Origin of the sequence: Proteiniphilum sp., assembly GCF_034331125.1 — a bacterium.
Classification (GTDB): Bacteria; Bacteroidota; Bacteroidia; order Bacteroidales; family Dysgonomonadaceae; genus Proteiniphilum; species Proteiniphilum saccharofermentans.
Window position 1 is genome coordinate 1 of sequence record NZ_JAXQGC010000043.1, and the last position, 13,705, is coordinate 13,705.

A 13,705-nucleotide genomic window follows, 5' to 3' on the forward strand; every position below is an offset into this window, starting at 1 on the left:
ACCTTGAGGCGGTAGCCCCATTTTTTTCTGAAATTTTATCCGGTCAGTAGTGATTTTCTTTATATCCAAAAGGTTCAATTATATCGTTAGAAAGATTATAAGTAATGGATGGTGTAAAATAAAATCCTTTTGTGTTAAGAGTATAAGATGCTTCTATCTTATGAGTTTGCTCCGGCAGAAGTTTAGGATTTCCCTTAATTATGACTAGAGGATCAGTCGAAGTATTATACGGATTCAATTGTCCGACGTTTGGTGTCTGGTTAGTTAAAGTATAACTAAATCTCGTAGAGTTATTGGAGTTGATTCTGTATGTTCCACTTAATGATGCGCGTGGCCTTACATACTGATTCGAAGATTCACCCGCTTTTAACATGATACTTTCTAATCCCGCCGAAACCATATAAAGAAGATTACCCGCTTTACTACTAAAAGTGGCATATAGGTATTCATTCCATGCTTTATGGTGAAAGACTGGTACATTATCGCTAATCTTATTGATATTATCATTAATATAGTTGGTCGCACTACCGATATTTAAACTGTTTACTTTATTCCACTGCCATGAATAATCAATATTAAGGTTAGCAGAAGAACGATCACTCCTATACTCGAATAGATTATTGTATAAATCATGAGGGTAAGTCTCGGATCGTTCTCCTTTGTTGTTATCACTGTTTTTATTATATGCCAAAGTAGCTTCCAGGGTCTTTTCAGGAGTAAAATCGTGTTTATAATATAAACTTGCTGTTTTGATATCAGCTACATTATTATCGGCAGATGTCAAGGAGAAATTCTCCTTTTGATCCCGATCAAAAATACCTTCGCCCCAAGTTTTTGTATTCTTGTCATTCCATTTTCCATAAACATGAGCTGCTATATAATCGTTTTCGGTTACACTCCATTTAAACAATAGTTCCCCTATACTTACTTTGTTATTGGTTTGTGAATCTCCAGCACTCTCTTTAAAGTAATCAATATCTTTTTGCCATGTACTGAATTCACTATCATCTTTAACTGTTCTGTCTAGGGCTCCTCTTCCATATAACGAATATTTTGGATTGCCAACTTCAAAATAAACCACACCCATACTATATCTCAAAGGAACATCATGTCTTGTTGCTGTTTGGAAGAATTGGTATGGTTCACGTTTGGGTTTTAGTTTAATGTTAAGTATGTTCTTCACACCCATTCTCATATAACGTGCACTTACTACATCAATAACCTCAACCGATTCAATATCTTTAGGATCAATGGGAGTAATTCCGGTGTTAATAATTTTACCATCAATCAGCACCAATAATTTACCTCCATCTATCATGCTTACCGTTTGTAAAGATTCATTTACATTTAATCTTGGAATTTCACGTAAAGCGCGATATGGATCTCCACTGTTTTTTGCACTTTCTGAAAGGTAGAAAATTTCACCAGTAGCCGTTCTTCTCACTAAATTAGTTGGATCAGCCGTTATGATAACGTCGTCCAATTCAATATCCATTTCTTCAACTAATACAAATTCAGCATTTATATTTTTAAAGATATCTCTTTGTTCTTCGATAGGAGTAAAACCAGGATATAATATCTGTAATGAATATTCAGCTTTTGGGAGATTTCCAATGCTGAATTGTCCACGCTCATTAGTTAGACTAACTGCAAATAGTGAATCATTCTTCGACAGAATTATTTGAACTCCTGCCAGTTGTTGATTATTTTTATCTGTAACTTTACCCGAGAATGAATATTGGGCATTCATCAACTGAGAGAGTATAAGAAATGACATTATAAGGGTTATATTTTTCATCAGAATATATTTATATCCAATATTTTTAAATCTGGTGTGCGACTTGATTTAATTCCTCTTTTAGTAAATGGTATTTAAAAGAATACATTAGATACTCCTTGGAATCCATGTTCATAGAATCAAAGGTGCATATAAATTTCCCTGTATTAGCTAGCAATTGTTTGTTACATGGACCAAAACATGCTGGAAACCATTTACACTCCTCACATTCTTTTTGAGTAATGTCCTTGAACCAATTTGCCATCTTGGTTAAATCCCACTTTATTTGTCCAGTCTCAAAATTCAATTTTCCAAGTGATTCTTTTTCATCAAAAGATGAGACGGTTGAACATTTAAATACTTTACCGTCGTAATTGAATAATGTATGTCTTTGCCTTTCTGCAAAACATAGATACCCTTTAGGCATAATATAGTAGTCGAGTAAAAATTTCTTATCGAAAAACTTTTGAATAGCCGAGTGAAGAAGCTCTCTATCAACTTTGTTAGTTGGAATTTGCCATACCTTTTTTAAAATTACAAATGTTGATTTTCTATCCATGAAATCAATGTCATTTATAATTTCATCGATTTTTCTTAAGGCTCGATTATCAAAATTAACTCTGACTGCCACTCCTCGATTTGGTATTTTAGAGTTAATCAAACGTAAAGCTTCTATTGTCTTTTGGTAGGTATCTGTTGATGGATTTAGAATATCCTTTTTGATTGAATTATGGACTTTCCTGTCGCCGTCGAGTGTTATTTGAAAAGATGAATTGAAACTTTTTAGATAATCCACCTTTTCTTCATTTATTAAGGTTGCATTCGTTGTGAATTCAGTAGTAAGAGCGATCTCTTTATTATCGCAGAATTCTTTGGCATAATCCAGTATTTTTTTTACACCTTCAAAATAAAGTAAAGGTTCTCCTCCAAAGAAAGAAACCTTTAAGGTATTATATCTTGCTGATTGATATTCATATTCAATGTTTTTTTTAATCGCTTTTATTGTGTCTTCATTTAAATAGCTCTTTGAAATTCGATTTTCATAACAGTACCAACAATTCAAATTACAATCCAAGGTTGTATTTATCATAATCTGATACATATTGGAATTATATTGCATTTGTCTTTTTAGGTTTTTCACTACCTCAAACTCATCAAAATCATCGGGAACAATGAAATAATTCTCTAATAATTTATTATAAAGAGAATTATCAAATTTCTCAATATCCTCACAATTATAATTATTGAAAATCTCATGTTTAGTTTTATTCAATAACATTAGTGGGCACTTAAATAAAAAAATAGTTCTTTGAAATCTTTTGTAGATCGCAGTTTTGAGAAATTTTAGTTGTGTGACGATTTGAAATGCGATGATTATATTTTACTTTGCCCAAAAGTAAAAATCATGAATCAAGGCAAATATATTTTCGCACAGCTTACAGAATTTCTACCACGTAGGGTGTTTGACCATATCGTATCCAGGCACGATGGAAACAAGAAAGTCCGAAGTTTCACCTGCTGGAACCAGATGCTATGCATGATCTTTGGACAATTGACAGCCCGTGACAGTATGCGGGACTTGATGTTGAGCTTGGAAGCCCATCAATCCAAATATTACCATTTGGGACTGGGGGCAAGCGTAACCCGGACAAATCTGGGCAAAGCCAATCGTAACCGTAGCTATAAAATCTTTGAGGATTTTGCCTATGTGATGATGGACAAGGCCCGTCAAAGTCATTACAGGGAGGACTTTGAAGTCAAGGTGGACGGGAACGTCTATGCCTTTGACTCCTCCACCATCGACCTGTGCCTGAGTGTCTTCTGGTGGGCGGAGTTCCGCAAGCACAAGGGAGGCATCAAGTTGCATACATTGTATGACCTGAAGACTTCCATTCCGATTTTCGTGTTGATCACCAGTGCAAAGGTCAATGATATGAATGCGATGGATTATCTTCATTATGAATCCGGGAGCTTTTATATCTTCGACCGCGGATACGTGGACTTTGACAGGTTGTACCGGGTGAATGAGTCCGAAGCCTGGTTTGTCACGCGGGCCAAGAAGAACTTCAAGTTCCGTAGGATGTATTCCCGGGAAGTTGACAAGTCGACGGGTGTGCAATGCGACCAGATCGGGAAACTGGAGGGATTCTACCAGCAAAAGGATTATCCCGGCAAACTGCGCAGAATCAAGTATCACGACGTCGAACTGGGCAGGATCTTCGTTTTTATAACCAATAACATGGACTTGACGGCCGTCGAGATAGCGCTACTGTATAAAAAGCGCTGGATGGTTGAGTTGTTCTTCAAATGGATAAAACAACACCTGAAAGTAAAAAGCTTCTGGGGAACGACCATCAACGCCGTTAAAATCCAATTATATTGTGCTATCATCGCTTACTGTCTGGTAGCCTCGATTGGTTACGAATTGAAAGTTGAGCGTCCAATCTACGAAATTCTGCAAATACTCAGCATCTCCCTACTGGACAAAACTCCTATAAGAGAGATACTTACGAATTGCGATTACAAAAATGTCAAAGAGCTCGATTATAAACAATTAAAAATCAACTGGATCTAAGTGTCCAGTAGTGATTCAATAAAAGAAATTCATTGCTAAAAGAATTGTAATGCAAATAAATTTGTGGCGAGATTTCCTCTTGAAACAAGTAAAAATTCTTTTTCATTTCTATTCTATTTATTTTGCTGATATACTTATATAAATGGGTATACCGTTAATTCTCATTTCGTATCTTCGATTCTTTGTTTATTTCTCTACTTTGACATTACATTCAGTTATCCATTATTTAATAAATATCTGTTTGTAGTGAATAAATAATTGCGGGGACAAATTATCCATAAGGCAATAAAGCAAGGGATTTTCCCTTGCTTTACCGGTTCATTTTCATCGATCAATTATTCAGCTTGCTCTATAGGCTTGCATGTGCCACTGCCATTATTTGGGCCACCATAGCAAACTCCGTCACCGTTATTTACAGCAGCAACACTAGCTCCAGAGCCACCATGTAAAAGCATCATTTCATCCACGTTTAACTGATCTATAATGTCGATTGATAAAGTCATTAAAGTATTCATAATTATATTTTTTTAATTTTTTATACTTATCTCGTTTTTCGGAATGACTTCCGATTATTATTCACTAAAATTTCATCAGATAGTTATATCTCTTCACGAGGCATATCTTATCGAGCATATCACAAACATACTGTTTTTTTTCGCCTCTTAGCTACTTCCCTTCACTGTCCCGGCGGCTTCCGGTAAAAATCTGTTATACCCAAACCCCTGGGTGTTTGAAATTACCGTGTGTTGTGTTAACTTTGCAGTGCCTTTTCTTGTAGGTTTAGTTAAACATCAGGGTTGATTGGTCTCAATTTGGTTGTTCGCTTTCCTGGTAAGGGAAGGCTTTTTTCCTGCTACCGGCCTTTTTTGGCCCTTAGTATTAGGCTTCCCGGGTTCTGAATCCGTTTTACCGTCGTTGGTTTTTGTCTTTACTAAAGCGGTTTCATTTCAATAATTTGTCCTGCACTGTTTCTTCTAACCAAATAGGGTTTTCCGTCAATATAAACTATGTCATACTCTTCTTCAGCACTTGTCGTACCTCCTTTTAGTTGTGCCATAGCTGCACTCTGTAATACATCGGCACATGGCATGCACATGTGATCGATACTTGTTTTCCGGTTCTTCATACGTTATTCTTTAATAGTTCTTTAATGGAGTAAAGTTGGAGCCTTTTTTTGGAACCGTTTCTAACAAATCTCTAACATTTGTCTAACCAATCTAACAAAACAAACACTATTATGCTTTTTTAACTAATATTCCTCCTTCTTGTGTGTGTTTTACTTTATATGGCACATCTGTATTCCTGTTTTTCTTTTTAAATTTGCACAAGGTGCTATAATTGTGTATGAAACGAGTCATGAAAAAATATTTGCTGCTCATCATATCCTTATTGGCAATAGTCTTGCTCATTGTATCACAGATAGTGTGGGTAAGGCAACTGATGATACGCGACAAAGAGCGCTTTGAAACAGATTTGCAGCACAGCTTAAGAAGTATTGTGCCGTTCTGCCTTTCCCGGGAATTAAGTAAAAAAGGAGATGCGAATAGACAGAGCTTCGAACTTATTCCTCTCGATCCTTCTAGCCTACCTCCGGGAGGAATTATCAGGGGCTCTTTCGATACCAAAGAGTACCGGTCGGATAAAAACCTGGGCAATTTCCTGGTAGGCGCCTTTGCCGAAGAGTTATTGCATGATAACAAAATACCGCTGGAACCTATCGACTCCCTCTTCAGAAAAGAATTTATACATTATCCCGAAATCGCGGACTATTCCATGAGTTTGCTTATGAACGACTCCGTGATGCGCGAATTACATGCGGACAGGAAAGCCCATACAGTCTTAAAAAATAATGATACGGGTATTACCGTAAATATTCCGTTAGGAGAGACCGGAACTTACCGCTATATGGCTCACGTAGTGTTCAAACCGGCGGTGTATATACAACGGCTGCGCTCCACTACAACGCTTTCGGCCGTAGCGGTCGTGCTTATTTCCCTGCTTGTGCTGTACCAACTGATGCAGCTGAAGAAAAGAACAGAAGCGCTGGAAGCACACACACAGGCGGTGAGCGGCATTGTGCACGACCTGAAATCACCCCTCTCGTATGTGTATACCATGCTGGGGATATTTGAAAAAAATGAACCGCTTGCCGCAAAGAAAAACATGCTGCACACCGCGAAAACAAGGGTGAAATATCTTTCGGACAAGATTGGCGTATTGCTGACGACCGTAAAAAACGAAAATAACGTCTTGCAAATAGATCCCGCTGCTTACCCTTTCTCCCGGCGGTGCAACGAAATAATACAAGAACTGGAGGTGGTGTATGCCGATAAAAAAATCGCCTGTTCCATTGAACCGGAAACGGAAGTAACGATACAGGCCGACCCGGTTTATTTTGACGGCTGCGTACGCAACCTGCTCGATAATGCCATAAAGTATTCGGGTGAAAAGCCCGAGGTGAGGATCACCGCGGAAACAACCAAAGGCAAGGCAATCCTTACTTTTACCGATAACGGTAAAGGGATGGAAGAAAAAGAACGGAAAAAAGTATTCAGGGAATTTTACCGCTCCGGTACGGGTTCCACGTTAAAAGACCACGGCATCGGGTTGACTTTTGTAAAACAGGTGGTCAATGCGCATAAAGGAAAGATCACCCTGGAAAGTTCACCGGGAAAAGGCAGTACTTTTACGATCATCTTATCTCAATAATTTTTATTATGACAGATCCCATTAAAGTGATACTGGTTGACGATGATACCGACCTGGGAAATCTGGTAAGCACAGCGCTTGCCGCTGACGGCTACAAGGTACATTTTCAAAATTCGCTTGCCGGCATCAATAGTATCATTGAAGAGTTCAAACCCTCCATCCTGGTATTGGATGTGGAGATCGGTGAAGAGGACGGCATTACATGTGCCGAAGATATTCTTAAAATCTATCCGTCGCTTCCGGTGTTGTTTATTTCTTCGCATACCGATACCAAGAGCGTGGCCCGGGGGGTACGTACCGGTGGCGTAGGATATATCCGTAAACCGTTCGACATGGAGGAATTAAAAGTGTTCATTGACCGTTTTGCACATCCCGGAGAGGATCATTCAGGCATTCAGATAGGCCGTGACTATTCTCTAAACGTTAAAACGAGGGAATTGCGTTATCGGGCAACTCCGGTAAAGCAATTGAGCCCTCATGAATTTGAGACTTTATTGTTTTTTGTACAAAACAGGGATAACGTAATATCTTATGAAACACTGTCGGGAAAAGTATGGAGAAAAGAATATTCCGAAACCGAAGCATCCATGAACAATCTGGTCTCCAGATTGAGAAAGATATTGGGAAACGATCCCTGTATACATATTCAAACCGTAAAAAATAGAGGATATCTGCTAATTATTGATCTGTGATTTTTTCAAAAAACATATTATACCTCATACAGTTTCACAATCCCTTTTGCCTCTGCCAGCAACTCACGTGAAACATGGGCGATATTGTAGATAAGCCTTACCCTGTGGTTTCCGGCATCATCCATCATCTTGTCGATCTGTTCGTCCCAACAGTTTGCTTTCCGGAAACTGTCCTCAATCTGCTTTTCATCGGCGTTGTTGGTTAACATCTCCGAAACCAGCCGGAGTACATCGCTCACATCACGGCAGAAATCAAGTTCTTTTTCCGACAGGTCGCCGGCCGACTTATGGACACCGAAAGCGGAGATATAGGACAGCAGGGCATGGTTCAGGTTAGTGAGGTTAAAAGCCTTATCCTGATACCCGCGCCTGTTCTTGGGCTCCAGCCGCATCCATTTCCAGGCGGAAGTCAAGGCGTTGTCGGCATTGTAAGCGGTACGCCGGTTATGAAGATAATCCTCCTCGGAGACGGAACCGTCATAGATGCTCTCGAAATAACGCCTGTTTTTTGCCACCGCATTCAGCATCAGCCCCGGGAGCTGCTTATACTGCCAATCGGGCCAGATAAAGCGTACAGCCAGATAGGCGAGCGCGCCGCCCACCAGTGTATCGATGATACGGGGTATCATTACGGCCACACCCTGGTTAGAAAGCAAATTGAAAGCTGCCAGCACGAAGATAGTGATAAAGACGACAGCGATCGTATAGTTTTTCTTCAGCCAGTAAAAGAAGAAGTAAATGGAGGTGAGCAACAAGAGTATCTGTCCCGGAGTGGTGGGCAGCAGTTGTGCCAGGGCGACCCCTCCAACAACTCCCAGCAAGGTACCGAACACACGGTGAAAGAGGCGGATACGCGTGGCGCTATAGGTTTGCTGGACGACAATCAGCGATGTCATCAGTATCCACGAACCCTTTCCGAAATTCAAATAAAGCATGATCCCATATCCCACCATCCAACACAAGGTAAGCCTCACTGCAAAGCGAAAACGGGGATGAGTGGCATGCAACAGTGACTTCAAACCGGTTCTCTCCGGCTTCCGGGAATGAAAGACCGTCACATCTATCTGGTCGATGGTTTTTTCATTCTCCCGGAGATTTTCTTCCAATCCCGTCAGGTTTCTCAGCAGTAACGACAAAGTAAGATAATAGGGTTCGTCTTTCTCCGCATCGAGCATTGCCCGTAGCGCCGTTATCGTCCATTTCAACGAGAATGGATGCCTGTAAGGTCGTTCGGTCAGCAGGGAGTCGGCATAGAGACGAACTGCCGCTGCAATCTCCCTCATCAGCTTTCCGAATCCTTCCAGCAAATCAGTATTTTTCACCTGGCGCGATAATAAATCGTACTGCTCATGGCTCGATATGGCCCTCTCCTGCATGGCCTGCAACAAAAACCATTGACGATAGTAATGATCCGCCACCGGAAGTGCTTCAGGACTGCATTCTTCCGAATAGCTGTAAAGATCGTTCTTGCATGCTTCGATCTGTTGCGCCAGATTTATATTTTTTTGTGCCAGTTGGGTCCTGATCACTTTTTGTACCTGAGGATCGCTGGGGAATAGATTTGCCTTCAGGTCGATATATTCTGCCAGGAAGTGAAACCCACGGGCAAGCTGTTGTTGCAATAGCCGATAAGGCCTGAAGTAAAGTAGCAGGATAGAGATCACGGCATAACAAAAGGCTCCAAGGGTGAAAAACAGGGGGAGATAATACCATTTTTCACTGTTTTCAGCCGCCAGCATGGAATAGACCAAAATAAGCATTGTCCCGAAAGTAACTCCCTGCATCCGTGAATCGATACCTCCAATCAAAAGGAGGGAAAAGGAGAGAACAAGCAACACAATAGCAAACCAGGCCGGCAGAGGTAGAAAGATAGCCACTAAACTACTGGTAATTACGTAAAGTATTAGCGCTATGGAGGAAGATTTGATCCTTCCTTTCGGATGCACATCGGTTTCTCCCAATGCCATCGCCACCACTCCCAGTGCCAGAGTCGTACCAAAAAAGGAGTTATGGAATATCAACTCGGTGGGGATCAGCAGGAAAGCAATGGATACGGTCACCTTCAATGCCCACAAATGATCGGGGTTTTTCCAGAACGTATTGATCCAAATGTCGGCTATCCTACCTTTTATCGGTTCTACTCCATTACTCATCTCTTTATCTTTTACCATATCTATGTAGGAAATTACCAATTACAAATTACCAAATTACTAATGACTAATTAATTGGTACACCAAACATTAACAAATCATCAAATCACCACATTAACAAATCATAACGTTACATCTACCCTAAAAGCACCGAGAAGGGCATCAGGATGATCCCGATAGGTAAAACGATGGACATACTCCACACGTAAAAGCCCTAGAATATTGGTGATACCGATGGTTCCTTCCACATAAGGAACATCGTCGTATCGATGTGAAACGGATGGAAAGTGGTACAGTCCACTCGGAGAAACCGCCGGATTGTTTTTATCACTCAGCCGGCCATGGGCAACCCTTAATGAGGCCAGTTCCCTTAATTGCAACATGTCTGCGACCGGCATTTTTGCCAACAGCAGATCATCTCCCACAAAAGTCATCCGCAACGTATATTGCTCGTCGGCCACAAATTCCAATGGCCGGTTCAGGAAAAAAAAGTTATTCTCAATATGGTACCGGTACCGTTGATTAGGATACACCAGTAATGGGAAAGGCACTTTATCCCATACCTTCATCACCTCTCCTACCACATCCAAACGACCGGCATTCCCCAGTAAAAAACGCTTCTGGGCTGAAAATTCAGACCTGTGATAGGCTACTTCACCACCCATAAAACCATCAACACCTATCATATGGGAAAGGAAAAAGACCGGAGAAGTTATCTCCAAAGGTATTCTCTTCCGTTTCTGCTGATGATAGGCCTCTCTCACCGAATAGCGCAGTAGTACACCTACATCGGTAGTATTTAATTCGCCCCTTGTAAGGACTTTGCCCTCTTCAAAATCCTGGTCGAATTGCAATTTTCCCTGGGGGACTAACCGTGACCGTCTCACCCGGAATGTGTGTACCAATCCGTTTTTATACTCCCTCTCATAATTAAGCTCTGCAAAATTACGATAGGTCGCTTCATTCTTTGATCGCCTGTAAGTGATCAGTAGCAGGTCGTTCAGGGCATAAGGATGCATATCCCCGGGAGAATAGAGATCGTTTTCATACACCAATCTCAGGTTGTTTTTCGGGAACTCATCCTCATGATAGGCTTTTTTGTTGAATGAGTAGATGGCCTCACCACGGTATTTAAGCTGTTGGTCCCTGAAACCATATGCCAGGTATCCCTTCACGAAAAAGTGGGGACTCAACCTGGAATTGGAGGCAATACCTGCCCTGAGCCGGATTCCTTCAATAGGGTTATAAGTGGGAATAGTCTGTATCCTTCCAAAGTCGAACCGGTTAGTTTCCGGATCTCCGAGCGGAATCCAGTCGTTTGTCACGAACTTTACCGCTCTGGCAAGAAACGCACCGAAGGCTCCTGAATTCACGGCTATACTATCCTGTATCGCACGAACTCTATCCACATAGTCGTCCGGTTCCAGCGCCACGATCAGTCTCTCCGTTTCGTGCTCATCCAAAGAAAGGGACATCAGTTGGAATCCCTCCCTTGCGACCATCAGTCGCCTGTCGGTAATTGAATCGGGAACAGAAAGCGAAAATTCTCCTGTATTATCGGCTACGGTTCCAATAGAGGTTCCCTGGATAAAGAGCGCTGCATAAGGTACCGGAGTGTGATACTTTGCATCCGTCACCACCCCTTTGAGTAGCGTGTTTTGTCCAAATACCGAAACACCGGCACTTATCAAAAACAGGAAAAACAATAATATTGAAATTTTTTTCATCTTCTCCGGTTTTAAAACCAAGAACCAAGCATTCCAGAACGTTTTTACCGTTCAAAAAATACGTTGAAACCTTTGTTTCTTAAGAGAGCCAAGACTTTTTAAATGAAAAGTGAAAAATGAATTTTCAACTTCTTCACTACTTAACTAATCAGCACTACTTGTCCCGACTTGTCAGGATCACCAAATCAGCAAATCGTTAAATCATCACAGTTTCCTGTAACGCACCCTTTTCGGCTCTTCGTTCCCGAGTCGCATCTTCTTGTTTTCCTCATACTCGCTGTAGGAACCCTCAAAATAGAATACCTCAGAATTGCCTTCGAAAGCGAGGATATGGGTACAGATACGATCCAGGAACCAACGGTCGTGCGAGATCACTACGGCACATCCGGCAAAGTTGTCCAACCCTTCCTCCAATGCACGCAAAGTGTTCACATCGATATCGTTAGTCGGTTCGTCGAGCAACAGTACGTTAGCGCCTGCTTTAAGTGTCAGTGCCAGATGGAGGCGGTTCCGTTCACCACCCGACAGTACACCGCACAGTTTTTCCTGGTCGGCACCCGAGAAGTTAAATCGGGAAAGATAAGCGCGGGCATTGATCTCTTTTCCGCCTACGCGTACAAATTCCGAACCACCGGAGACGACCTGGTAAACTGTCTTCTCAGGGTCGATGGCTTCGTGTGCCTGATCCACATAAGCTGTTACCACCGTTTCGCCCACCTCAAATTTTCCCGCATCTGGGGTTTCCATCCCTTGAATGAGTCTGAAGAGGGTGGTTTTTCCCGCACCGTTGGGACCAATTACCCCCACAATACCGTTGGGCGGCAACATAAAGTTCAGGTTATCGAATAACAACTTGTCACCGAATGCTTTTTTCACGTTTATCGCTTCAATCACCTTATTTCCCAACCGGGGGCCGTTCGGAATAAAGAGCTCCAGTTTTTCTTCCCGCTCCCTCTGATCCTCGTTCAGCAACCTCTCATAAGAGTTCAGACGCGCTTTTCCTTTTGCCTGGCGTGCCTTGGGTGCCAGATTGATCCATTCCAACTCCCGCTCCAGCGTCTTACGGCGCTTGCTCACCTGCTTCTCCTCCTGCTCCATCCGCTTGGTCTTCTGTTCGAGCCATGAGGTATAATTTCCTTTCCAGGGTATCCCCTCGCCCCGATCCAGTTCGAGGATCCAACCTGCCACATGATCGAGGAAGTAACGGTCGTGCGTGATACAGATCACTGTACCTTTGTACTGCTGAAGGTGTTGTTCCAGCCAGTCGATCGATTCGGCGTCAAGGTGGTTGGTCGGCTCATCCAGCAACAACACATCCGGTTCCTGCAGCAACAGTCTGCAGAGCGCCACCCGACGGCGTTCACCTCCCGACAATTCACGTACCGGTTGTTCTTCAGGAGGGCAGCGCAAGGCATCCATTGCCCGTTCCAGTCGGTTATCTATATTCCACGCGTCGGCAGCATCCAGTTTATCCTGCAATTCGGCCTGACGGGCGAAGAGGGAATTCATCTTCTCCTCGTCCTCATAATACTCAGGAAGTCCGAATTTCAGGTTGATCTCTTCATATTCGTTCAGCAGATCCATCACAGGCTGTACACCTTCACGGACAATTTCAATCACCGTTTTATTGGCATCCAGCGCAGGGTCCTGTTCCAGGTAACCGACCGAGAAGCTTTTATCGGATACTACTTCACCCTGATACTCTTTCTCTATTCCGGCAATAATCTTCAACAGCGTCGACTTTCCCGAGCCGTTCAGACCGATAATACCGATCTTGGCACCATAAAAAAAGGAGAGGTAAATATCTTTCAATACTTGTTTGTGTGGCGGAAACGTTTTGCTCACGCCAACCATGGAAAAAATAATCTTTTTATCGTCGGACATATTATTTAATTACAAATTACAAATTATTAATTACTAACAACTTATAACTATTACTAATTGATTTGCTGATTTGATTTGTTTCGATTGATTCATAATCCTCATTCACGTGGCTTGTGGACCAAATAACCACTGGGCATAAATCTGAAACGGAGCACAAAGATAATGAACATTTTCGTTAAGTAATACGAACA

General features: G+C 41.9%; 10 protein-coding genes. 3 read left to right on the forward strand and 7 right to left on the reverse strand.

The window, feature by feature from the left end; all coding sequences use genetic code 11:
* Window positions 1-43 precede the first annotated feature (43 nt).
* A complete protein-coding gene (locus tag U2P89_RS10475; RefSeq protein ID WP_322191373.1) occupies window positions 44-1,798 on the reverse strand; it encodes a TonB-dependent receptor in 1,755 nt (584 codons plus the stop codon).
* Between the two features lie 25 nt (window positions 1,799-1,823).
* A complete protein-coding gene (locus tag U2P89_RS10480) occupies window positions 1,824-3,056 on the reverse strand; it encodes a radical SAM/SPASM domain-containing protein (RefSeq protein ID WP_322191374.1) in 1,233 nt (410 codons plus the stop codon).
* A 126-nt stretch (window positions 3,057-3,182) separates the two neighbouring features.
* Between U2P89_RS10480 and U2P89_RS10485 the strand changes: the two genes are divergently transcribed.
* Window positions 3,183-4,352 (forward strand): IS4 family transposase, encoded by a 1,170-nt coding sequence (locus U2P89_RS10485; protein ID WP_322191375.1) that lies wholly within the window; start codon window positions 3,183-3,185, stop codon window positions 4,350-4,352.
* A 335-nt stretch (window positions 4,353-4,687) separates the two neighbouring features.
* Here the strand turns inward: U2P89_RS10485 and U2P89_RS10490 are convergent, their stop codons facing one another.
* Complete coding sequence (locus U2P89_RS10490) at window positions 4,688-4,867, reverse strand: hypothetical protein (protein ID WP_019541130.1); 180 nt, start codon at window positions 4,865-4,867, stop codon at window positions 4,688-4,690.
* A gap of 416 nt (window positions 4,868-5,283) precedes the next feature.
* A complete protein-coding gene (locus tag U2P89_RS10495; RefSeq protein ID WP_019541131.1) occupies window positions 5,284-5,478 on the reverse strand; it encodes a hypothetical protein in 195 nt (64 codons plus the stop codon).
* Window positions 5,479-5,708: 230 nt separating this feature from the next.
* Here U2P89_RS10495 and U2P89_RS10500 point away from each other — a divergent pair, with 230 nt between their 5' ends.
* Together U2P89_RS10500 and U2P89_RS10505 are read left to right on the forward strand one after the other, a co-directional pair.
* Window positions 5,709-7,061, forward strand: a complete 1,353-nt coding sequence (locus U2P89_RS10500; protein WP_019541132.1) for a sensor histidine kinase — start codon at window positions 5,709-5,711, stop codon at window positions 7,059-7,061.
* An 8-nt stretch (window positions 7,062-7,069) separates the two neighbouring features.
* Window positions 7,070-7,753, forward strand: coding sequence for a response regulator transcription factor (locus U2P89_RS10505; RefSeq protein ID WP_019541133.1), 684 nt, complete (start codon window positions 7,070-7,072; stop codon window positions 7,751-7,753).
* Between the two features lie 17 nt (window positions 7,754-7,770).
* On the opposite strand, the gene U2P89_RS10510 is transcribed toward U2P89_RS10505, so the two are convergent.
* The 3 genes from U2P89_RS10510 to ettA all read right to left on the reverse strand — a co-directional run bounded on the left by U2P89_RS10510 (window position 7,771) and on the right by ettA (window position 13,514).
* Window positions 7,771-9,924, reverse strand: a complete 2,154-nt coding sequence (locus U2P89_RS10510) for an FUSC family membrane protein (RefSeq protein ID WP_322191376.1) — start codon at window positions 9,922-9,924, stop codon at window positions 7,771-7,773.
* A gap of 101 nt (window positions 9,925-10,025) precedes the next feature.
* Complete coding sequence (locus U2P89_RS10515) at window positions 10,026-11,630, reverse strand: DUF5686 family protein (RefSeq protein WP_139298057.1); 1,605 nt, start codon at window positions 11,628-11,630, stop codon at window positions 10,026-10,028.
* A gap of 204 nt (window positions 11,631-11,834) precedes the next feature.
* On the reverse strand, window positions 11,835-13,514 hold the full coding sequence (gene ettA, locus U2P89_RS10520; protein ID WP_091907343.1) for an energy-dependent translational throttle protein EttA: 1,680 nt from the start codon (window positions 13,512-13,514) through the stop codon (window positions 11,835-11,837).
* Window positions 13,515-13,705 lie beyond the last annotated feature (191 nt).

Coding starts and splice junctions, on each gene's coding strand:
- U2P89_RS10510 (WP_322191376.1), bottom strand. CDS start 9,924: ATGGTAAAAGATAAAGAGATGAGTAATGGAGTAGAACCGATAAAAGGT.
- U2P89_RS10495 (WP_019541131.1), bottom strand. CDS start 5,478: ATGAAGAACCGGAAAACAAGTATCGATCACATGTGCATGCCATGTGCC.
- U2P89_RS10505 (WP_019541133.1), top strand. CDS start 7,070: ATGACAGATCCCATTAAAGTGATACTGGTTGACGATGATACCGACCTG.
- U2P89_RS10500 (WP_019541132.1), top strand. CDS start 5,709: ATGAAAAAATATTTGCTGCTCATCATATCCTTATTGGCAATAGTCTTG.
- U2P89_RS10480 (WP_322191374.1), bottom strand. CDS start 3,056: ATGTTATTGAATAAAACTAAACATGAGATTTTCAATAATTATAATTGT.
- U2P89_RS10515 (WP_139298057.1), bottom strand. CDS start 11,630: ATGAAAAAAATTTCAATATTATTGTTTTTCCTGTTTTTGATAAGTGCC.
- U2P89_RS10490 (WP_019541130.1), bottom strand. CDS start 4,867: ATGAATACTTTAATGACTTTATCAATCGACATTATAGATCAGTTAAAC.
- U2P89_RS10475 (WP_322191373.1), bottom strand. CDS start 1,798: ATGAAAAATATAACCCTTATAATGTCATTTCTTATACTCTCTCAGTTG.
- U2P89_RS10485 (WP_322191375.1), top strand. CDS start 3,183: ATGAATCAAGGCAAATATATTTTCGCACAGCTTACAGAATTTCTACCA.
- ettA (WP_091907343.1), bottom strand. CDS start 13,514: ATGTCCGACGATAAAAAGATTATTTTTTCCATGGTTGGCGTGAGCAAA.